The sequence below is a fragment of the Caballeronia sp. PC1 genome (assembly GCF_021353155.1).
Lineage (GTDB): Bacteria > Pseudomonadota > Gammaproteobacteria > Burkholderiales > Burkholderiaceae > Caballeronia > Caballeronia cordobensis.
On sequence record NZ_JAJUBH010000003.1, the window covers coordinates 470,507 to 491,206 of the forward strand.

Annotated in this window: 18 protein-coding genes; 4 read left to right on the forward strand and 14 right to left on the reverse strand. The window is 65.5% G+C overall.

Annotated elements, in window-relative coordinates; translation table 11 throughout:
• Positions 1-10: 10 nt before the first annotated feature.
• The 12 genes from LY284_RS26790 to LY284_RS26845 form a co-directional block, all read right to left on the reverse strand.
• A complete protein-coding gene (locus tag LY284_RS26790; RefSeq protein WP_041733573.1) occupies positions 11-706 on the reverse strand; it encodes an SDR family NAD(P)-dependent oxidoreductase in 696 nt (231 codons plus the stop codon).
• Between the two features lie 166 nt (positions 707-872).
• Positions 873-2,573, reverse strand: a complete 1,701-nt coding sequence (locus LY284_RS26795; RefSeq protein ID WP_233389108.1) for an ATP-dependent acyl-CoA ligase — start codon at positions 2,571-2,573, stop codon at positions 873-875.
• Entirely contained in the window at positions 2,570-3,433 is an 864-nt protein-coding gene (locus tag LY284_RS26800; RefSeq protein ID WP_233389110.1) for an acyl-CoA thioesterase II, read from the reverse strand. Before LY284_RS26800 ends, LY284_RS26795 begins: the two co-directional genes overlap by 4 nt.
• A 9-nt stretch (positions 3,434-3,442) precedes the next feature.
• Positions 3,443-3,754, reverse strand: a complete 312-nt coding sequence (locus LY284_RS26805) for a 2Fe-2S iron-sulfur cluster-binding protein (protein ID WP_045459565.1) — start codon at positions 3,752-3,754, stop codon at positions 3,443-3,445.
• A 22-nt stretch (positions 3,755-3,776) separates the two neighbouring features.
• Positions 3,777-5,015 (reverse strand): NAD(P)/FAD-dependent oxidoreductase, encoded by a 1,239-nt coding sequence (locus LY284_RS26810; protein ID WP_375294297.1) that lies wholly within the window; start codon positions 5,013-5,015, stop codon positions 3,777-3,779.
• A gap of 30 nt (positions 5,016-5,045) precedes the next feature.
• A complete protein-coding gene (locus LY284_RS26815; RefSeq protein WP_233389112.1) occupies positions 5,046-6,209 on the reverse strand; it encodes a CaiB/BaiF CoA-transferase family protein in 1,164 nt (387 codons plus the stop codon).
• Positions 6,206-7,072: an enoyl-CoA hydratase-related protein gene (locus tag LY284_RS26820; RefSeq protein WP_233389115.1), complete on the reverse strand. Its 867-nt coding sequence runs from the start codon at positions 7,070-7,072 to the stop codon at positions 6,206-6,208. Before LY284_RS26820 ends, LY284_RS26815 begins: the two co-directional genes overlap by 4 nt.
• Before the next feature lie 29 nt (positions 7,073-7,101).
• Positions 7,102-8,601 (reverse strand): aldehyde dehydrogenase, encoded by a 1,500-nt coding sequence (locus LY284_RS26825; RefSeq protein WP_233389117.1) that lies wholly within the window; start codon positions 8,599-8,601, stop codon positions 7,102-7,104.
• A gap of 36 nt (positions 8,602-8,637) precedes the next feature.
• Complete coding sequence (locus LY284_RS26830) at positions 8,638-9,780, reverse strand: acyl-CoA dehydrogenase family protein (protein ID WP_233389119.1); 1,143 nt, start codon at positions 9,778-9,780, stop codon at positions 8,638-8,640.
• 23 nt (positions 9,781-9,803) lie between these two features.
• The gene (locus tag LY284_RS26835) at positions 9,804-10,769 is read right to left on the reverse strand and encodes a cupin domain-containing protein (protein WP_233389121.1); all 966 of its coding nucleotides are present in this window, start codon (positions 10,767-10,769) and stop codon (positions 9,804-9,806) included.
• Between the two features lie 15 nt (positions 10,770-10,784).
• Positions 10,785-11,690 (reverse strand): fumarylacetoacetate hydrolase family protein, encoded by a 906-nt coding sequence (locus tag LY284_RS26840; RefSeq protein ID WP_233389123.1) that lies wholly within the window; start codon positions 11,688-11,690, stop codon positions 10,785-10,787.
• Positions 11,687-13,366 carry an FAD-dependent oxidoreductase gene (locus LY284_RS26845; RefSeq protein ID WP_233389125.1) on the reverse strand — a complete coding sequence of 560 codons (1,680 nt, stop codon included), beginning with the start codon at positions 13,364-13,366 and terminating at the stop codon, positions 11,687-11,689. Before LY284_RS26845 ends, LY284_RS26840 begins: the two co-directional genes overlap by 4 nt.
• A gap of 434 nt (positions 13,367-13,800) precedes the next feature.
• Here LY284_RS26845 and LY284_RS26850 point away from each other — a divergent pair, with 434 nt between their 5' ends.
• From LY284_RS26850 to LY284_RS26865, 4 genes are read left to right on the forward strand one after another with little or no spacing between them, the layout of a single operon-like run.
• Entirely contained in the window at positions 13,801-15,456 is a 1,656-nt protein-coding gene (locus tag LY284_RS26850) for an MFS transporter (protein ID WP_233389128.1), read from the forward strand.
• Positions 15,457-15,498: 42 nt separating this feature from the next.
• A complete protein-coding gene (locus tag LY284_RS26855) occupies positions 15,499-16,254 on the forward strand; it encodes an electron transfer flavoprotein subunit beta/FixA family protein (protein ID WP_233389130.1) in 756 nt (251 codons plus the stop codon).
• Positions 16,254-17,183 carry an electron transfer flavoprotein subunit alpha/FixB family protein gene (locus tag LY284_RS26860; RefSeq protein ID WP_233389131.1) on the forward strand — a complete coding sequence of 310 codons (930 nt, stop codon included), beginning with the start codon at positions 16,254-16,256 and terminating at the stop codon, positions 17,181-17,183. Before LY284_RS26855 ends, LY284_RS26860 begins: the two co-directional genes overlap by 1 nt.
• A gap of 37 nt (positions 17,184-17,220) precedes the next feature.
• Positions 17,221-18,693, forward strand: coding sequence for an MmgE/PrpD family protein (locus LY284_RS26865; protein ID WP_233389133.1), 1,473 nt, complete (start codon positions 17,221-17,223; stop codon positions 18,691-18,693).
• A gap of 25 nt (positions 18,694-18,718) precedes the next feature.
• Here LY284_RS26865 and LY284_RS26870 read toward each other — a convergent pair whose 3' ends face one another.
• Together LY284_RS26870 and LY284_RS26875 are read right to left on the reverse strand one after the other, a co-directional pair.
• A complete protein-coding gene (locus LY284_RS26870; protein WP_233389135.1) occupies positions 18,719-19,465 on the reverse strand; it encodes a glucose 1-dehydrogenase in 747 nt (248 codons plus the stop codon).
• Between the two features lie 11 nt (positions 19,466-19,476).
• On the reverse strand, positions 19,477-20,688 hold the full coding sequence (locus tag LY284_RS26875) for a cytochrome P450 (protein WP_233390988.1): 1,212 nt from the start codon (positions 20,686-20,688) through the stop codon (positions 19,477-19,479).
• Between the last annotated feature and the right edge of the window lie 12 nt (positions 20,689-20,700).

The window sequence follows — 20,700 nt, forward strand, 5'->3', positions numbered from 1 at the left end:
GGAAAGCCGCTTACAGACCGCCATTGACGTCGAGCGTCGCGCCCGTGACATAGCGCGCGTCGTCACTCACGAGAAAACCGATGGCCGACGCGATTTCTTCAGGTTCGGCGGCGCGCTGCAGGCCCGAGCCCGCGATGAGCTTGTCGCGGATCTCCTTGGGCACCTTCTCGCCCATGGCCGTGTTGATCGTTCCCGGCGACACGGCCGCGACCCTAATGCCGTGCGGACCGAGTGGTTTCGCCAGACTCTTCGTCAGATTGATGACGGCCGCCTTCGAGCCGCCGTAGTCCGTCACGCCGCTGCCCGCCGTCGCCACGATCGATGCGAGGTTCACGATCACGCCGCCGCCGCCCGCCTTCACGAGACGCTTCGCCACTTCCTGGCTCAGGAAGAACGGCGCGCGCGCGTTGACGCCGTAGGTGAAGTCGTAATCGTTCGGCGAGATGTCGAAGAACGTCTTGCCGTGCCAGACGCCCGCGTTGTTGATCAGCACGCGGATCGTGCCGTGCTCCGCGTCGATGGCTTCGACGGCCGCGCGAATCTGCTCGATATCGGTGACGTCGCACTTGCGGTAGGCGTACTCGCCCTTACCCGACTCGGCGACGTCCAAGCCGACCACCTTATAGCCGCGCTCTCTCAGGTTCTTGCAAATGGCTTGTCCCGTCAGGCCGTTCGAGCCCGTAACGACTGCAACGTTTGTAGTCATGTGTCACCTCTTCTCACGATATGGTCTTGAACCGGATCATCTTCATGCACGCTCTGCGTCGAGCGGCTCAGGCTCAAGATTCGCCCGTCAGGCGATGCAGGTCCAATACTGTTTTGCGAGCGAGTGAGACCGAATTCCTATCGTTGCCGCTTCGTGACGGCGCGCATCAGCGCTGAACGACGATGCCCGCGCGTTCGCGATCCCAGCAGTCGACCGTGACGCCCTCGGCGCGCAGCCGATACTTCTCGACGCGCTCGCTCGGCGTCTTCGGCAGGCTCTCCCGAAACGCGATGTAGCGCGGAACGGCGAAGTAGGCGAGGTGTGGCTCGCACCAGCGGATCAGTTCGGCTTCCGTGAGTGTTTCGCCGTTCTTAAGCACGATGACGGCCTTCACGTCGTCTTCGCCCAGATCGGAAGGCACGCCCACCACGCACGATTCGAGCACCGCCGGATGCGCGCCGATCACCGCCTCCACCTCGAATGACGAAATGTTCTCGCCGCGCCTTCGCAGCGCCTGCTTCTTTCTGTCGACGAAGTGAAAGTAGCCGTCGTCGTCCTGCCGCGCGAGATCGCCCGTATGGATCCAGAGGTTGCGAAACAGGTCGAGTGTCGCGTCGGGGTCCTTGTAATAGCCGCTCGTGCCGAGAAACGGGCGTTGCGGCCTCACGATCAATTCGCCCGTCTCGCCGCGTTTCACTTCGTTATCCAGATCATCGACGATGCGCGCCTCGTAGCCCGTGATCGCTTTGCCGCACGCGCCCGCGCGGCGGTCATCGTAGGGATTCACGAGGCAACTGCTGCATTCGGTCATACCGTATAGCTCAAGCAAGCGCGTGTTGAAGCGCGCCTCGAACGCATGCCAGAGATGCGGAGGCGCGGCGGCGCCCACCATCAGACGAAGCGGATTGTCGGCATCGAGTGGCGAGGGTGTCTGCTTCATCAAAATCGACAGCATCCCGCCGATGAACTTCGCCGACGTGCAGTTCCACCGGCGGCAATCGTCGAGCATGCGGCTCGCCGAGAAGCGATCGACGAACACCGCCTGCGCATCGGCCAGAATCGCGGGACCCGTCGTGCCGTGCGCGCTCGTGTGAAAGAACGGCAGGCCGGTGTACAGCACGTCTTCGTCGGTATAGCGCGAGTATTGCACCGCCTGCGACCAGATCTCGTACCAGTAGTGATGGCTGATCATCACGCCCTTCGAGCGCCCTGTCGTGCCCGACGTGTACGAGATCGTCGATAGCTGCCTGAAGTCCACCGCAACGCCCGGCGCGGTCTCCGCGCGGGCCATCAGTTCGTCGAAATGCAGGGTTTCGCGTCCGGGCCAGTCTGCGGGATGCGGATGCCCGCGGCCATCCACGACGATCGTGTAGTTGAGCTTCGGCAGCCGGTCGGCGATCGCGCCAAGCGCCCCGGCGTATGCGGGTTCGGCGACGAGCGCCACGCAATCGGCATGATCGATCTGGTACGCGAGGCCCTCGCCTTTCAGCGCGACGTTGATCGGCACGCACACCGCGCCGATCTTGTTCAGCCCGAACCATGCGAACAGGAATTCGACGCGGTTCGACAGCATCAGCGCCACCTTGTCGCCGGACCCGATGCCTAGCGCGCGAAAGCCGTTCGCCGCGCGATTCGAAGATGCGTTCAGCTCCTCGAACGTGATGGTTCGCTCGCGAAACCGGAACACTTCGTGATGCGGATATCGCCGCGCCTTGTCCTCGACGATATGTCCGATCACGCGCTCCGTCTGCGCATAGTCGTGCATCGTCCATTCGGACCATCGGCGCGCGGCGCGTTCGAACTTGTCGTCCCACTGACCCATCGTGTCCTCACCATGATTCATCCACAGGTTGCCCGACGACGTCACGCAAGGCGCTCATCCTCGATGACGCGCATCAGACCTTCCTGCATCGCCGTGCCGATCCGCCGCCCTTCCTGATACAGCGCGCCCGCGCCCAGCCCGCGATTGTTGGTCGCGCACGGCCCGTTCATGTCGTAGTAGAACCATGCATCGGGACGCACGGGCGCATGGAACCACATCGCGTGATCGAGGCTCGCCGAGCGCGTGCGGCGGTCCATCGTGCCGTAGCCGCGCGGACGCATCGCGGTAGTCATCAGGTCGAGATCGCACGCATAGGCGAGCACGGCGTGACAGAGCAGCGGATCATCGCCGCACGGCTCGCGCAACCGGCACCAAAGCCCGTTGACGGACGCCGTCACGCCCGGATCGAGCCAGGGCCGCCATATCTCGCTACGCCGCTCGAAGAGCCTCATGATCGTCGCGACGTGCGAACGGCGTCGTTCGAGCAGATGCGCTTCGCCCGCGTAGAAATCCGCTTCGGCGGGCATGTGTTCGGGCGCTGGCACGTCCGGCATCGGCGCGAGACGCTCGTGATCGCCCTCCGCCGCCTGAAACGAGGCCGCGCCGATGAACACCACGCGCTCATCCTGCGTGACGGTCACCCGGCGCGTGCTGAAGCTGCGGCCATCGCGCACCGGCTGCACGTCGAGGCGAATGCGCTTCGACACATCGCCGGGATGCACGAAATAGCCGTGCATCGAATGCAGACCGTGCGACTCGCGCACGGTCCGCCCCATCGCCATGATCGACTGGGCGAGCAGTTGCCCGCCGTAGATGCGCCGCACGCCATCGACGAGCGATTCGCCCATGAAAACATGACGGCTCGTCTCGCGCACGCGCAGGATCGCCAGCAGATCACTCACCATCACTCACCATCAGCCGGGAATCGCGACGACGAGGCCGTCCAGTTCCGGCGTGATCTCGATCTGGCAACTCAGGCGGCTGTTGCTGCGCGGCTCGCCGAGACCTTCGAGCATGTCGCGCTCGATATCGCACGCTTCGCCGACCGCGCCCATCCACGCATCATCGACATAGACTTCGCAGGTCGCGCAACTGCACGCGCCGCCGCATTCGGCGACGATGCCTGCGATCATGTTGTCGACGGCGCCCTGCATCACGGAACTGCCGAGCGGCACATCGACTTCCGTGGTCTCGCCGCTCACCTGCACATATTTGACGACTGGCATTGCACACCTCTCTCTGGCTGAATCAATCGGACTGCTGTTGTGCCGTTTCGAACAACGACTTCAATGAAAACGTTTCGTCGGCCAGACGCGTTGCATCGAGCGCGATGTCTTCCGCGATCAGCCGCTTGCTGAGTATGAATTCCTGCGCGCGGTTCACGCAGTCCGCCGCGACGAGCCGGCCGTCCTTCAGATAGAACGCGCTGAAACTGCGGCCCGTTTCGCGCGCGCCGCGCACGATCACCTGGTCGTAACCTGCGTTCAGGCCCGCGATCTGCAGCTTGATGTCGTATTGATCGGACCAGAACCACGGCAACGCGCGGTAGGGCTTGTCCTTGCCGCAGAGCGCCGCGGCCGCGGCCTTCGCCTGCTCCGTCGCATTGGGCACCGATTCGAGCCGGATGCGCCCGTAGTACGGCGACGGATGCATCGTGCAGTCGCCCGCCGCGACGATATCCGGGTCCGAGCTCCGCGCGCATGCATCCACGACGATGCCGTTCTCGACATCGAGCCCGGCCGATTGCGCCAGTTCGACATTCGGCACCACACCCACGCCGATCACGACGAGACTCGCGGGCAACGCCGTGCCGTCGCCAAGCACGATCCGCTCGACACGCGCGCCGCCTTCGAAACGACTCAACGTGACGCCCGTACGGATATCGACGCCCTCTTCCCGATGCACGCGCTCGAAGAACGCCGACACCTCCGGCGCCGTAACGCGCGCGAGCACGCGCGGCGCCATTTCGAGCACGCTCACCTGCATGCCGAGCCGATTGAGCACGGCCGCCGTTTCGAGGCCGATATAGCCGCCGCCGACGATCGCCGCGTGCGCGCCCGGCTGCACATGCCGCCTGATGCGGTCGATGTCGCCGATGCCGCGCAGATAGTGCACGCCTTCCAGTTGTGCGCCCGGCAGCGCGACGGTGCGCACGCGCGTGCCGGTGCACAGCGCAAGCTTGTCGTAGACGAGCGATGCGCCATCGCTCAATGTCACCAGCTTGCGCTCGCGATCGATCGCGACCACCCGCTCGCCGAGACGAAACTCGATGCCGAACTTCCCGTAGGCATCGGCCGTGCGGATGTGCAGGTCGTCGCTTGTCTTCTCGCCGAGCAGATACGCTTTCGACAAGGGCGGCCGGTGATACGGCAAATGCGGCTCGTCGCCGATCACGACGATGCGGCCTTCCCAGCCTTCCTGTCGAAGGCTGGGCGCGAGTTGCGCCGCCGCATGGCTCGCGCCGACGATGATGCAGGTCCGCTCCACGATATCTCTCCTTGCCTTCTCATTGCCTTCTCATTGCGTCGGGGCGGGCCACGTGCCGCCCTGCCGCGTCAGCACTTCGTCGTTGTGCTCGCCGAGCATCGGCGGCGAACGGTCGATGCGCGTCGGCGTCGCGGAGAAGGTCAGCGGGTTATTGACGATCTTGAATTCGCCGCCCTTCGGATGCGGCAGCGTCTTCAACAGCTTGTCGACGACATGCCGATCGCTGAACACTTCGGGCCACGTCCGCACCGCGCCGTAGATCGCGCCCGCCGCCGAGAGGCGCGCTTCCCATGCGTCGAGATCGCGGGTCGCGAAGATCGCGGCCAGCCGTTCGTTCACGAGATCGCGGTTCGCCAGGCGCGCGGCTTTCGTCGCGAAACGCTCGTCCGTTTTCAGCTCGGGCGCGTCGAGTGCATCGCACAGCACCTGCCAGAACTTGTCGTTGATCGTGATGATCATGATGTCGCGGCCATCGGACGTCGCGTACGTGTTGTTCGGCACGATGTCCCAGTGCTGGTTGCCCATGCGCACGGGCGTCTTCGCAGTCAGATCGAAATACACGTCGCGCGGCACCTGGCTGAAGATGCTCGCATCGAGCATCGACAGATCGACGCGCTGCCCTTCGCCCGTGCGCTCGCGCGCCTGCAAGGCGGTCAGCATGCCGATCGCCGCGAGCAGCGCCGTGACGAGATCCGAGAACGGAAAGCCCGTCTTGAGCGGTCCGGATTCTTCCGTGCCCGTGACCTGCATCACGCCCGAGATCGCCTGAATGATCATGTCGAGCGCCGGGCGATTGCGGTCGGGACCGTTTCGATCGAAGCCGGAGATCGAGCAATAGACCAAGCGCGGATTCAGTTCTCGCAGCGCTTCATAACCGATCCCGACACGCTCCGTGAAACCCGGCCTGAAGTTTTCGACGAGCACGTCGGCCTCGGCGGCAAGCGCGCGCGCGGCGGCCTGTCCTGCTTCCGTTTTCAGATCGAGCACGATGCCGCGCTTGTTGCGGTTCACGCCGAGAAAAAACGCGCCGTCGCCGTTGAGCGTCGTCTCGCCGGAGCGGCGGAACGGATCGCCTTCCGGCTGCTCGACCTTGATGACGTCCGCGCCGCAATCGCCGAGCATCATCGTCGCGAACGGGCCGGTCATCATCTGCGTGAAGTCCAGCACTTTCAGGCCCTGCAGCGCCGTCTTCATGCCTTGTCCTTTTCGGTGTAGAACGCTTCGCGTTCATGGTTCGATGCGCGCACGCCCTTGTCCCGGCGCTGCTTCATGAAGTTGTATTCGTCGGACTCGTAGCGCACGTTGGTGGCGAGCGCATGCAGAACGTGTCCGTACGAGAATTGCGCGTCGATGCCGAGCGCGTTCATCGCGAGATTGGTCGCGGCCTTGCCCATCACGATGCCGTCGCGCGGCAAACGCACGATCCGCTCCGCCCATTCCTCGCCCGCCTCGGCAAGCGACGCGCGCGGCACGACCTTGTTGACGAGCCCGTTCGCGAGACAGGTCTGCGCGTCCCAGACGTCGGCCATCAGCAGCAGCTCGCGCGCCTTGCGCGGGCCGAGCGTCATCATTTCCCAGGCGGCGAAGTAGGCCGCGCCGGACAGCCCGAGCTTCTGCTCCGGATGCCCCATCTTCGCGGTGTCGGCCGCGATGACGAGATCCGACGCTTCGGCGAGATACAGGCCGCCGCCGAGGCAATAGCCTTTCACCAGCGAGAGCGTCGGCTTGAGAAACTTGAAGATGCGCTCGAAGCGTTCGATATACCGCTTGTCGTGCAACAGGCGCGCACGCTGGCTCGGCTTGCGCGGACGGCCCTTGTCGTCGAACGTGGTCTCGCCGTATTCCGTGCCGACTTCGGCCAGATCGTGGCCGGTCGTGAAGTCTTCGCCCGCGCCTTGCAGCACGACCACGCGCACGTCGTCGTCGGCTTCGGCGCGGTCGTAGCCGTCCATCAGTTGATCGAGCATGGCGCTCGTCATCGCGTTCTTCTTCTCCGGGCGATCGATCGTGATGTAAGCCCGGCCGTCCTTCGCGACGTATTCGATGCTGCCTGTCATGCGTGTTCTCCTGTCCTGTGCGCGACGCGTCAGTTGTTCAGATTGATCGCGACCGCCTTGACTTCGGTGTAGAGCTCGATCGCCTCGAAGCCGCGCTCGCGGCCCCAGCCCGATTGCTTGTAGCCGCCGTAAGGCAAAGTCGCATCCGGCGACGACAACGCGTTCACGTTAACGATGCCCGCCTGCATGCGGCGCGCCATCTTGTGCGCGCGGCCGATGTCCTTCGTCCAGATGCTCGCCGCGAGCCCGTAGGTCGATGCATTCGCGGTCGCGGCGATGCGGTCGAGGTCGTCGTCGGCGAAGGACATCGCGCAGAGCACCGGTCCGAAGATTTCTTCGTCGTGAACCTTCATGCCGGGCGTAACGCCGGTCAGCACGGTCGGCTGCACGAAGTAGCCGTGCTCGCCCGACGAGCCGCCGCCCGCATAGAGCGTCGCGCCCTCTTCCTGTCCGCTGTGGATGTAGCTCGCGACGCGATCGAGTTGCCTGCGCGAGATGACCGGCCCCATGTCCGTGCCGGCGTCGAGACCGTGGCCCATCTTCATGCCGTTCGCGCGCTTCGCGATGAGTTCGAGCATCGGCTCGAACGCGCGTTCGTGGACATAGAGGCGCGAGCCCGCCGCGCAAATCTGCCCGGCATGAAAGAAGATCGACGAGCACACGCCCGCGGCCGCGGCTTCGAGATTCGCGTCGGGAAAGACGATCACGGGCGACTTACCGCCCAGTTCCAGCGAGACGCGCTTGAGGTTGCCGCTCGCCGCCTGCAGGATGCGCCGCCCCGTTTCGCCGGAGCCGGTGAACGCGACCTTGTCGATGCCCGGATGCGCTGCCATCGCGGAGCCGACAGGATTGCCGAAGCCCGTCACGATGTTCAGCACGCCGGGCGGAATGCCCGCTTCCAGCGCGAGTTCGCCGAGCCTGAGCGCCGTGAGCGGCGTCTGCTCCGAGGGCTTCATGACGACCGCGCAACCCGCCGCGAGCGCGGGCGCGATCTTCCACATCGCCATGTTGAGCGGGAAATTCCACGGGATGATCTGCCCGACCACGCCCACCGGCTCGCGCAACGTGTACGCGTGCCATTCGCCCGCGAGCGATACGTTCGGCGTTTCGCCGCCCATCTTCGTCGTCCAGCCGGCCATGTAGCGCAGCATCTCGACGATGCCCGGCACGTCGCCGTTGCGGCAGAACGGCAGCGGCTTGCCGCTGTTGACGCATTCGAGTTGCGCGAGTTCGTCGCCGCGCGCTTCGATCAGATCGGCGAAGCGCAGCATCATGCGCGTGCGTTCCGACGGCGTGACCTTGCGCCACGGTCCTTCCAATGCGCGGCGCGCGGCTTCGACGGCGCGATCCACATCGGTGGCCGTCGCTTCGGCGACCGTCGCGATCACGTCGCCCGTCGCGGGATCGAGGATATCGGTGCGTTTGCCGCCATCGGATGGCATCATGCGGCCGTCGATCAGCAGTCCGTGCTCGCGCGAAAGGAAGTCGCGGGCCGCCTCACCCAGCGCCGGATGAAAACTCGTCGTCATGTCAGTGTCCTTCGTGGTCAATGTCGTTGTCCCGCATCACTTGCCGAGCAGTTGCCGCGCGATGATCAGCCGATGAATCTCGTTGGTGCCTTCGAGAATCTGGTTCAGCTTCGCGTCGCGCATGAAACGCTCGACGGGATATTCGGTCGAGTAGCCGTACGAGCCGTGCACCTGCACCGCTTCGAGCGCGGCTTCCATCGCGACATCGGTGACATAGCACTTCGCCATCGACGAAAGCAGCGTGAGGCGGCTCGTGTCGCCCGCGTCGATTTCCTGCGTGCTCGTGTAGAGCAGCGTGCGCGCGGCCTCGATCTTCATCGCCATGTCGGCGAGCTTGAACTGGATCGCCTGAAAGTCGCCGATGCGCTTGCCGAACTGGCGTCGGTCCTTCGCGTACTGCACGGATTCGTCGAGCGCGGCCTGCGCAAGCCCGAGCGACGACGCCGCGACCGAAGGCCGGTTGAGATCGAGAATCCGCATACAGGCCTTGAAGCCCTGGCCTTCCTCGCCGAGCAGGCAATCGGCATCGACGCGCATGTTCTCGAAGAACACCTGATAGGTCGGCGAGCCGTGACGGCCCATCTTCGTTTCCTTGCGGCCCACCTTGAGGCCGGGCGTCTTCGTATCGACGAGAAACACGCTGATGCCCTCGTGCCCGCGCCCTTCGGATGTGCGCGCGAAAACGAGCATGAAGTGGGCTTGCGCGGCCCATGTGATCCAGCTCTTCTGTCCGTCGATCACATACGAATCGCCGTCGCGGCGGGCCGTCGTGCGGATCGCGGAAACGTCGGAACCGGCTTCCGGCTCCGTGATCGCGACCGACGAGATTGTGCGGCCCTTCGCGGCTTCCGGCAGATAGCGCGCCTTTTGCGCGTCCGTGCCGAAGTGCAGCAGTGGCAGAATGAGACCGATCGAGTTGTTCGCGCACAGCGTCGATGCGGCCAGCGACACCCGGCCGATCTCCTCCTTCGCGATGCACACCGAGGTCAGATCGCCGCCCGGTCCGCCGTATTCCTCCGGCACCCACATCTGCAAGAGGCCGAGATCGCCGAACACCTCGACGAGCGCATCCGGAAAATCGCGCGTCTCCTCCATCGCCGCGACGAGCGGGCGCACCTGTTCGTTGGCGACCCTGCGCACCATGTCGCGCAGCATTGCCTGTTCTTCGCTGAATTTCACCGTGTTCTCCTCTATGCGCCGCGTCAGGGCAGCGTCACGTCGCGAAAGCCGAGCGCGCGCATCGCGGGCTCGTCGCTTACGCGAATCAGTTGCGCCTGTTCCGACAGACTTTCGATCGCGAACGCATGCCAGCAAGGAATGGCGATCACATCGCCGCGCGTGAGCTCGACGGCGCCGAGCGGCTCGACCGTGAACCGCACGCGGCCATTCATCACCGTGTAGAGGTTGTTGTCGATGCGCGGACGCGCTTCCTTTCGCGAACCACGCGCGAGGCCGATCGACTGCACGCCGATGGTCTTCAGACACTCGGCGGCGAGATCGAACGTGCCGTGCTCGCGCGCACCGCGCTCCAGGTCGGCGCGCTTGTGACGCATCGGCGAATCCGGTTCGTGCGATGTCACCGGTTCGTTGCGTTGCGGGTGATCCTCGAAGAACATGCATTCGAGGTTCTGCACCAAGGGCACATCGAGAAAGTCGATCCAGAACGCGGGCTCGTCGCCGAAGTTGCTGTGACCGTGCCAGTGCCACGACGGCGTGAGCACCACATCGCCCGGCGCGACGTCGATCTGCACGCCGTTGACGATCGTGAAGGTGCGCTCGCCCGCATCGAGAATCAGACGCAGCGCGTTGGGCGAATGCCGGTGCGAGCGCGCGGTCTCGCCGGGCAGCACGAGCTGATACGCGGCCACCAGATTGCGGCAGGTCGGGTAGATGTTGTCGGCGATCGGATCGACCATGATCAGATTGCGCCGTTCGGCCTGCTCGGGCGAGACGAAAGCGCACGCGGCATCGAGCGCGGCGCGGGCATCGGCATAGCGCCACACGGCGGGCACGAAACGCGGGCGCGGCGCCGGCCACATCTGCGGCGTTTTCTTCGCCCAGCCCGGCGAGAGCGCGCGGGCCTGCAAGTCATCGAAGTAACCTTCGGGCGCGGTGGGCGCCTGCGTGACGGTGTGCGACATCGCGGTTTCCTGTTCGTTTGTCTGCATGCGAAGCGGCGCGCGTTACACCGCGAGACCGGCTTTCGCCTCGTCCCACACGGCGTGCGCGCCGAGTTCGCCCTGACGCACCTGGAGCGTCATCGCGCCGACGCCGTCGATCACGATCTCCAGCACGTCGCCGTCCTCGACGGGACCGACGCCGGCCGGCGTGCCGCTCGCGATGATGTCACCCGGTTCGAGCGTCATCACGGCCGACGACATCGCGATCATCTCGGGAATATCGACGATCAGATTGCGCGTCGATGCGGACTGACGCTCCTCGCCGTTCACGAAGAGACGCATCTCGATGTTGTCGAAATCGGCGATTTCATCGGCGGTCGTGATCCACGGCCCGGTCGGGCAGAACGTATCGAAGGACTTGCGCATTACGCGCTCTTCCTTGCCGCGCACGACCATGTCGAGCAGGCACGTGAAGCCGAATACGTAGTCGCGCGCATCGGCCCGCGCGACGCCGCGCCCCCGCTTGCCGATCACGATGCCGAGCTCGCATTCGTGATGAATCTCGCGGCCCGCGAGCGGCGGCAGAACGATGTCGTCCGCCGGTCCGCTCAGGCTCGAATTCGCCTTCAGGAAGAAGCCTTGGCCGCTCGCCTTGTACGTCGAGATCACGCCGCTGCCCGCGCCGTGCTTCATCTCGTCGATATGCGCGTGATAGTTCGCCGGAAACGCGATGATCTTGTTCGGCCATTGCACGGGCGCTTCGAGGCGCACGTCGGCGAGCGGCCTGCTGTCGAGCCGTGTCAGCGCATCGCGCAGCGCGGGGCCGCGCGCCTGCCAGTCCGCGATCAGACGCACCATGCCGACGGGCGGCCAGGTGCCCGGCTGCGCGCCCGCGAGATCGGTGATATCGATGACGCGCTCGCCCTCCACCATCCCGATACGGCCTCGATCGAATGTGACGAGTTTCATCGCGTGGCCACCTCTTCGGTCACGACCGCTTCCGGCCTGACGGGATACACGCCGCGAATCACGTCGATCAATGCCTGCGACTCTTCGGGCGCCGCGTCGGCACGCCATGCCACGTGGCCATCCGGACGCACGAGCACGAGTGCGCGCTCGTATGCGGCGCGTGCCGCGTCATTGCCGATATCGACGACCGCGAAGGGCACGCCCGCGCGTTGCGCAGCGTCGCGCAGCGCGTCCACGTCGAGCGATGCGTCGAAGCGCAGCAGCACGAAGTCCCGGCCGAACAGATCGAGCGTGGAGCGGCCCGGCGCGAGCCACACATGCGGCGCGCGATGGCCGGGGCGCGAAGTCTGCGCATAGGTGCTGACCGTGTCCTCGGGCTCTGGCGTGCCATCGGGAACCACGATCGACGACCCTTCGTAGCGGAAGCCCAGATGAATGCCGATGGTGTACCACTCGCGCTTCATCATCGCGGTGTAGGCGTCGCCGAACACGCGGCGCGCTTCGTCGCCCGCTTCGCCCGGCTCGAACACGGCGGCGCTCAGGTTCTTGCGCGGCGTGAGCATCAGCTTGAGATTGCTGGTCGCCTCGTTCACGTTGCGGATCGCCACCGGACGGCGCTCGAACTCGTACGTGTCGAGCAGATGCGTGCCGCCCCAGCCCTCGACCATCGCCTGCAGTTTCCAGCCGAGATCGACGGCATCCTGAATGCCCATGTTCATGCCGAAGCCGCCCGTCGGCGAGGTCAGATGCGCGGCGTCGCCCGCGATCTTCACGCGCGCTGTGCCGTAGTCGTCGGCGACGAGCTGGCGGCGAATCCACGGCATCACGGAGATGATCCTGAACTCGACATCGTCGCGGCCCACCGCGCGCCGGAACGCCGCGGCCACGTCGTCTTCGGAAAGCGTGCGCATCTCGCCGTCGCCGACGATGGAAAAGCGCCACCAGTCGCGTCCGTTGATCGCGACCACGGTGCTCCACGTGCCTTCCGGTCCGATGAAGATATAGCGATAGCCGGGCTTCTTGTCGTGCAGCGCTTCGAGCCCCTTGCACTCGATGATCGCGTTGGTCGTATAGGTCAGCGCGGGCGTCCCCGTCATGCGGATGCCGAGCGTCTCCTTCACGCGGCTCGCGCCGCCATCGCAACCGACGAGATACTGGCACTCGATCGTCTCTTCCCTGCCCGATGCGAGATCGCGCACGGTGACCGAAACCCCGTCGTCACGCTCTTCATGCGACACGTATTCGGTGCTGTAGCGAATCTGCACCTTGCCGGTCTTCTTCGCGAAGCGCGTCAGCACGGGGTCGAAGAAATTCTGCGGGCAGCGCTCGCGCTTTTGCGGGCTCTGCTCGGGGCGCGCTTCATCGCGCACGCTCGGAAAGCGCTCACGGCCGAATTCGTAGCCGCCGGCCAGTTGCGAGACCCAGGCGTAATCCTGCGGATAGTCGCGGTTATAGCCCGCGTTTTCGACATCGTCGACGATGCCCCAGCGGCGGCAGAACTCCATCGTTCGAATGCCGACCATGTCCATCTTGGGCTGGAATACCATGCCGTCGCCGCGCTCGACGAGCACGCAGGGTATGCCTCGCCAGCCGAGATCGCCCGCAAGGGAAAGGCCGACCGGCCCCGCTCCGATAATGACGACCGGGGCGTGCCCGCTCGCTTCGATTTGCGCCATAGCTGAATGCTCCATCATGCTCCACGTGTCGTTAGAACCTACGTCGCACCGCCCGGCCTTGCGACGGCGGCACCTCGATGTGAAGCCACTCTAGCAAGCACCCCCGCGCCTCGACCAATACTGTTTGCAGAGGAATTCAGAGGATTTCCCTCTGATACGCACGCAAGTTTCTTCCTCTCAATGGATCGGAAAAACGTATTGGTTTCAGGCCGACAGGCATGGCTATCCTGTGAAACAGCCGACGGGCCGAGACGCCCCGGCAGCCGACAAAAGACAAGATCAGGAGACACGACGCCATGCCCACGATCCGCAGCGGTTGATTCCGCCTCGCAGCCGCTCTTCATTCAGACCGGCGAGTCCGCTCGCACGGCCGTCGATTCGCTTCCGCGCCGCATTTGTTCGGTTTTCGCGGCGCCGCCTTCCGAAGGTTCACCATGACCACCCATGAACGTCCCTGGTATCGCTGGTATGTGCTGTTCATCCTGACGCTGATCTACGCCTTCAGTTACGTCGACCGGCAAATCGTGACCATCCTCGCGCCGTATCTGAAGAAGGATCTGGGCGTGTCCGACGCGCAGCTCGGCCTGCTCTACGGCACGTCCTTCGCGCTGTTCTACTGCGTGTTCGGTATTCCGCTCGCGCGTCTCGCCGATGGATGGAGCCGCGTGCGCACGCTCGCGCTCGGGCTCTCGTTCTGGTCGCTGATGACGGCGCTCTCCGGCCTGTCGCGCAACTTCGTGCAACTGGGTACGGCGCGCATCGGCGTCGGAATCGGCGAGGCGAGCGCGACGCCCGCCGCCGTCTCGCTGCTCGGCGACTACTTCGAGCGCGCGCGGCGCGGCACGGTGCTCGCGCTCTATTCCGTCGGCGTGTATGTCGGCGCGGGCGCATCGCTTGCAATCGGCGGCTCGATCGTGTCGGCGTGGGAGCGCGCCTTCGCGAACGGCAACGCACCGCTCGGACTGACGGGCTGGCAGGCGTCGTTCATCGGCGTCGGCGTGCCGGGCATGCTGTTCGCGCTGATCGTGATCCTCACGGTGCGCGAGCCGGTGCGCGGCCGGCTCGACACCGTGCCCGCGAAAAAGGACCCGCATCCGTTCGCGAGCGCGTTGCGCGATCTCGGCTCGATGGTGCCGCCGTGGAGCTGGCTGCGGCTGCAGGCGCTCGGCGCGCCGCGCCGCGAGTACGCGCGCAACTTCGTCTATCTGCTCGTGTCCGTCGCGCTCGTGATCGTGGCCACGTGGGGCACGAACCAGGTGCTCTCGGCGGGGCGCAAGGCGGTGATCGCGACGGTCGGCGGCGTCGACATCACGAGCAACCTCGTGCAGTGGATCGCCATCGCGGTCGCGTTCTACGTGTGCTCCAACTGGTATCAGGCGACGCGGCTCGGCGATGCCTACGCGCACCGCCTCATCACCGGATCGCGGACCTTCGCGGCCGTCACCGTCGCGGGCGCATTCCTCGCCTTCGCGATGAATGCCGTCAACGCCTTCGTGTTCGTCTACGCGAGCCGCACGCTCGGCCTGACCGCGAGCGCCGGTCTGCATCTCGGCATCATCGCGATCATTGCGGGCGGCGCGGGCATCAGCGTGAGCGGCTACCTGTGCGACTGGGCCAAGCGCAAGCACGCCTTCGGCCGTCTCTATTTCGTCTGCGTGACCGCCACGGCCTTCAGCGCGGCAAGCGTCGTGCAGTACCTCACGCAAGACGTCACGATGTTCTATTGCGCGTATGCGGTCGCGACGTTCTTCGTGCCGATGTGGTTCGGCCCGCTTCAAGCCACCACGCAGGACCTCGTCATTCCGCGTCTGCGCGGCACGGCGTTCGCCGCGTTTTCGCTCGGGCCGAACATCTTCGGCCTGGGGCTCGGGCCGTACTTCGTCGGCATCGTCAGCGATGCATCCGGCGATCTGCGGCTCGCGATCCTTCTCGCCATCGGCGTGCTGCCGGTGTCGATCGGCGCGCTGCTGTTCGCGAGCCGTTCGCTGTTGCAGGGCGAAGCGGCCGCGCATGCCGAACTCGAACGCTTCAACGCCGAAACGCGCGACGAAGGCTACGTGGAAGTCAATAGCCCGCAGCTCACGCACTAGCGGCGATTTTTCAAACAGGAGTCAGGCAATGAGGTCGTCAGCATGAAGGTACTGGTTACGGTCAAACGCGTCGTCGATCACAACGTGAAGGTGCGCGTCAAATCGGATCACAGCGGCGTCGAACTCGACAACGTGAAGATGTCGATCAATCCGTTCTGCGAAATCGCCGTCGAGGAGGCCGTGCGTCTGAAGGAAAAAGGCATCGCGACGGAAATCGTCGCGGTGTCGGTCGGGCCCGCCGCCGCGCAGGAGCAGTTGCGCACGGCGCTCGCGATTGGCGCGGACCGCGCGATTCTGGTCGAGACGTCCGCGACGCCCGGCGCGCTCGCGGTCGCCAAGCTGTTGAAGGCCGTCGTCGAACGGGAAGCGCCGCAACTCGTGCTGCTCGGCAAGCAGGCGATCGACAGCGACAACAACCAGACCGGCCAGATGCTCGCCGCGCTGTTGAACTGGCCGCAAGGCACGTTCGCTTCCGGCGCCGACGTCGATGTCGCGGCGCAACGCGTAGCCGTAACCCGCGAAGTGGACGGCGGCCTGCAGACCGTATCGCTGCGGCTGCCCGCCGTCGTCACGGCCGATTTGCGTCTGAACGAGCCGCGCTACACGACGCTGCCCAGCATCATGAAGGCGAAGAAGAAGCCGCTCGAATCGCTCGCGGCAAGCGCGTTGGGCGTGGCCGTCGAGACTTCCCTCGAAACACTGCGTGTCGAACCGCCCGCCGAGCGCAAGGGCGGCGTGAAAGTGACGTCCGTCGCGCAACTCGTCGACAAGCTCAAGAACGAAGCAAAGGTGATCTGATGGCCATTCTCGTCATCGCGGAACATTCGAACGGCGCGCTCGGCGCGGCCACGTTGAACACGGTCGCGGCGGCCCGGGAGATCGGCGGCGATATCGCGCTGCTCGTGGCCGGGCAGCATGTACAGGACGTGGCGGAACAAGCGCGCCGCATTGCGCACGTGAACACGGTGCTGGTCGCCGATCACGCCGAGTATGCGCACCCGTTGCCCGAAAATCTCGCGCCGCTCGTCGTGTCGCTGGCGGCGGACTTTAGCCACATCCTGTGTGCTTCGAGTTCGCACGGTAAGAACGTGCTGCCGCGCATCGCCGCGCTGCTCGACACGGACCCCGTTTCCGATATCGTCGCGGTCGTTTCCGCCGACACGTTCAAGCGCCCCATTTATGCGGGCAACGCGATCGCGACGGTGCGCTCGGGCGCGGCGATCAAGTGCGCAACCGTGCGCGCGACCGCGTTCGCGCCTGTCGATGCGGACGGTGGAAACGCCGGCATCGTGCCCGTCGCGAGCGCGGTGGATAGCGGCACGTCGATGTTCGTCGGCGAAAAGATGGCGCGCTCCGACCGTCCGGACCTCGGCGCGGCGCAAATCGTCGTGAGCGGCGGGCGCGGCATGCGCAGCGCGGAGCAGTTCGAGCTGCTCTACCCGCTCGCCGACAGGCTCGGCGCCGCGGTGGGCGCGTCGCGTGCCGCCGTCGATGCCGGCTTCGCGCCGAACGATCTGCAGGTCGGACAGACAGGCAAGATCGTCGCGCCGCAACTGTATGTGGCCGTCGGCATCTCGGGCGCGATACAGCATCTCGCAGGGATGAAAGACTCGAAGGTGATCGTCGCCATCAACAAGGATGCCGATGCGCCGATCTTCCAGGTAGCGGACTACGGCCTCGTCGGCGATCTCTTCGAAGCGCTACCGCAACTGCACGACGCGCTATGACGCGCGCTCATTCAATGCCCATTCAGGAGTTTGCCGCATGACCTCGCTCACGCAGACATTGGCCGATTTCACCGTGGAGACGCGCTTCGACGATCTTCCCGCGCCCGTCGTGCATGAAACGAAACGCCTGCTGCTGGACACGATCGGCTGCGCGCTCGGCGCGGTCGATACGCCAAGCGGAAAAATCGCGCTCGACTATGTCGATATGCTCGGCGGCGCGCCGCATGCGAGCGTCGTCGGCGCGTCGCGGCGCAGCTCCGCGACGGCGGCCGCGTATGCCAACGCGCGGCTCGCCAACGTGCTCGACGCCGACGACACCTTTCCCACATCGACGCACTTCGGCAATGCCACGGTGTTTTCCGCGCTGGCGCTGGCCGAGCTCGATGGGCGCAACGGCCGCGATCTACTCGGCGCGATCGCGGTGGGCTTCGATGTCGGCGCACGCATCGGAAGCTGGATGGGCGCGCCGATGCAGATCGAGAACGGCAAGGTGATCGGCTGGAACGAACTCGGCGGACCGGCCGCGACCATCGCCTGGGCGGCAATCGGCGCGTCGGTGAACATCGCGCGTCTCGATGGCGGGCAGGCCAATCACGCGTTCGGCATCGGCGCAAGCAACTCGCCGCAACCCACGCTGCGCAAATGGGCGGAATCCGTCGAGCAGCCGATGTACAAATACGCCGATGCCGGCTGGTGCGCGGAGATCGGCGTATCGTCGGCGTTGCTCGCGCGGCTCGGCAGCACCGGCTTCAAGGACATACTCGACGGCGAGCATGCCTTCTGGAAGTTCTACGGCTCGCCCGGCCACGACGATCACGCGCTGCTCGCCGGCCTCGGGCAAGACTGGCAGATTCTGAATACCACCTACAAGCCCTGGCCTTGCTGCCGCTGGATTCATCATCCGCTGACCGCATTCGCGCAACTGCTGGATCGGCACGCGCTGCGGCCCGATGACATCACGCGTGTCGTGGTGCGAGCGAATCCGTTCGCGCTCACGCCCATCTTCCGTGAACAGCAGCCGCGCGATCTGCTGAGCGCCGAGTTCAGCCATGCGCACGCGCTCGCCGCCCTCGCCCACGCCGTTCCGCCGGGCCCGCGCTGGTACGACGCGACAACCATGAACGACCCGCGCATCGCGGCGTTCCGCGAACGCGTGACGGTGACCGCCGAGCCGTCCTCGTCGAACATTGCCGAATGGATGACGGGCGGACAATGGCGCGGCGTGCCCGGCGGCGTCGATATTCATGCGCGCGGCACCGTCTTCAGCGCCACGGCCGATAATGCGACGGGCGACCCGTGGACCGACGCGACACGCTTTTCCGATGCGCAGATCCGCGGCAAGTTCGGCGTGATGGCCGGGCTCGATGCGGCAGGCGAAGGCCCGGAAGCACTTCAGCGCGCGGCGCGCGAGATGACGGACGTGGTGATGGCGCTCGATGCTTTGCCCGTCGAACGGCTCACCGCGAGTCTCGGCGAGCTGTGCCGGTCGATGCGCGCGCCAACGCAGTGAGCGATGAGCGGCCGGCGCGGTGCGCTCATGCCGCCGCGCCGCCATCCACGGGCAAGGCGATGCCTGTGACGAAGCTCGCCGCGTCCGAACACAGCCACGCGATGCATTCGGCGATCTCCTCGGGCTCGCCGATGCGTCCCAGCGGATTCATCGTCGCCGCCAGCGCGGGCAGACCAACGCCGAATTTCCGTTCGACGAACGGTGTGCGCACGAGCCCCGGACACACGGCGTTGATGCGTATGCCGTGCCGCGCGTAATCGACGGCAGCAGAACGCGTCAGTCCGAGCACACCATGCTTGCCCGCCGTGTAGATCGCGTGCCGAGGCTTGCCGACCAGCCCGGTGCGCGACGACACGTTGACGATCGCACCGCCGCTTTCCAGCATGGCCCGGATCTCGTGCTGCATCGACAGAAATACGCCGCGCAGGTTGACCGACATGAGACGCGTCCAGTGTTCGGGCGTGGCGTCGGTCAGATCGATCGGCGTCTCGGACAAGCCTGCGTTGTTGACGGCGCAATCGATGCGGCCGTATTCGCGCAGCGTGCGCGCGATCATCGCTTCGATGGAGTCCCGGCGGGTGACATCGGTCTCGATGAACAGGGCATCGCCGTGATCGCGACGCAGACGTGATGCGAGCGCCTCGCCCTCCTCGCGGCTCCGGTCCGCGATCACGACGCGCGCGCCCTCACGCGCGAACCACGCCGACGTCGCCCGGCCGATGCCCGACGCGCCACCGGTGATCAGCGCGACCTTGCCGGAGAAAGACGGCATGGCGGGCACGTTCACCATGTGACGGGCAACGCTTCCAGCCGATAAACCTGCGATGTGCTGTTGAACGCGAGCGACTCGACCGGCACCGCGAGCCGCAAATCCGGCAGGCGCTTGAAGAGCATGCTGAACACGGTATGGAGTTCGAGACGCGCGAGCGGTTGCCCGAGGCACTGATGAACGCCGTAGGCGAACGCGACATGCTCTTGCGGATTGCGATGGATGTCGAACGTATCCGGTTGCGGGAACACGTCGGGATCGCGATTGGCCGCGAAGATCAGCGGATAGACGCCTTCTCCGGCGTGAATAAGCTGTCCGCCGATCGTCACGTCCGCCGTCGCCACGCGCGCCGAATTGAAATGCGCGATGGTATGAAAGCGCAGCATCTCTTCGACCGCGCCCGCGAGCAGTGAAGGGTCGGCGTCGAGTTCCGCGCGCTGATCGGGGTTCATCAGCAGCGACAGGGTGCCGAGACCGATCTGGCTGCCGGTCGTGCCATGTCCCGCCGAGTACAGCAGCGAAGCGATCCGCACGACTTCCTCGCGCGTCACGTGTCCGGGATGAATCTGTTCGATGACGAGACGGCTCAGCATGTCGCGGCCATCGCCGGGATCGGTTTCCTTTTGAGCGACGATGCGGCCGAGATGCGCCTCCATCTTGCGCACGGCTTCCTGCACGATCTCGGGCGCAGCGGTGTGATCGTTACGCGTCGTGCTCCATTCGCCGAGTCGCGCGTGGTCCTCGTAGGGCACGCCGAGCAGCGCGGAGATGACCATCGACGGCAGCGGCTGCGAAAAGTGCGCGATGAAGTCGAGCGGCGGTCCGTGCTCGATCATCCTGTCGATGAGTTCATCGACGAACTGCCGGACCATCGGGCGCAAGTCGCTCATGCGCTTCTGCATGAAGTCTTTCGTGAGCATCCGCCGAAAACGCGCATGATCCGGGTCGTCCATGTTGATGAACGCCTGACGCGAGCGCGCCTGTACGGCCCGTGCGGGTGAAACGGACGGATAGCCCGGCCGAAACGGATCGACGCTGAAGAACGGACTGCCGAGGATGGCGCGCACGCCCTCCCAGCGCGTCGCGATCCAGGCCATGGAGCCATCCCACAGCCTGACCTTGCTGAGCGGCTGATTCGCGCGCAGGCACGCATATTCGGCCGGCGGACTGAGCGGCGCGTCCGGACGCCCGAAGGGGAATGCTGGCTCGGCGCGATCCTGAGCCATCACGTCTGCATC

Coding starts and splice junctions, on each gene's coding strand:
- LY284_RS26790 (WP_041733573.1), bottom strand. CDS start 706: ATGACTACAAACGTTGCAGTCGTTACGGGCTCGAACGGCCTGACGGGA.
- LY284_RS26800 (WP_233389110.1), bottom strand. CDS start 3,433: ATGGTGAGTGATCTGCTGGCGATCCTGCGCGTGCGCGAGACGAGCCGT.
- LY284_RS26805 (WP_045459565.1), bottom strand. CDS start 3,754: ATGCCAGTCGTCAAATATGTGCAGGTGAGCGGCGAGACCACGGAAGTC.
- LY284_RS26815 (WP_233389112.1), bottom strand. CDS start 6,209: ATGAAGACGGCGCTGCAGGGCCTGAAAGTGCTGGACTTCACGCAGATG.
- LY284_RS26820 (WP_233389115.1), bottom strand. CDS start 7,072: ATGACAGGCAGCATCGAATACGTCGCGAAGGACGGCCGGGCTTACATC.
- LY284_RS26825 (WP_233389117.1), bottom strand. CDS start 8,601: ATGACGACGAGTTTTCATCCGGCGCTGGGTGAGGCGGCCCGCGACTTC.
- LY284_RS26835 (WP_233389121.1), bottom strand. CDS start 10,769: ATGCAGACAAACGAACAGGAAACCGCGATGTCGCACACCGTCACGCAG.
- LY284_RS26840 (WP_233389123.1), bottom strand. CDS start 11,690: ATGAAACTCGTCACATTCGATCGAGGCCGTATCGGGATGGTGGAGGGC.
- LY284_RS26845 (WP_233389125.1), bottom strand. CDS start 13,366: ATGGCGCAAATCGAAGCGAGCGGGCACGCCCCGGTCGTCATTATCGGA.
- LY284_RS26850 (WP_233389128.1), top strand. CDS start 13,801: ATGACCACCCATGAACGTCCCTGGTATCGCTGGTATGTGCTGTTCATC.
- LY284_RS26855 (WP_233389130.1), top strand. CDS start 15,499: ATGAAGGTACTGGTTACGGTCAAACGCGTCGTCGATCACAACGTGAAG.
- LY284_RS26860 (WP_233389131.1), top strand. CDS start 16,254: ATGGCCATTCTCGTCATCGCGGAACATTCGAACGGCGCGCTCGGCGCG.
- LY284_RS26865 (WP_233389133.1), top strand. CDS start 17,221: ATGACCTCGCTCACGCAGACATTGGCCGATTTCACCGTGGAGACGCGC.
- LY284_RS26870 (WP_233389135.1), bottom strand. CDS start 19,465: ATGCCGTCTTTCTCCGGCAAGGTCGCGCTGATCACCGGTGGCGCGTCG.
- LY284_RS26875 (WP_233390988.1), bottom strand. CDS start 20,688: ATGGCTCAGGATCGCGCCGAGCCAGCATTCCCCTTCGGGCGTCCGGAC.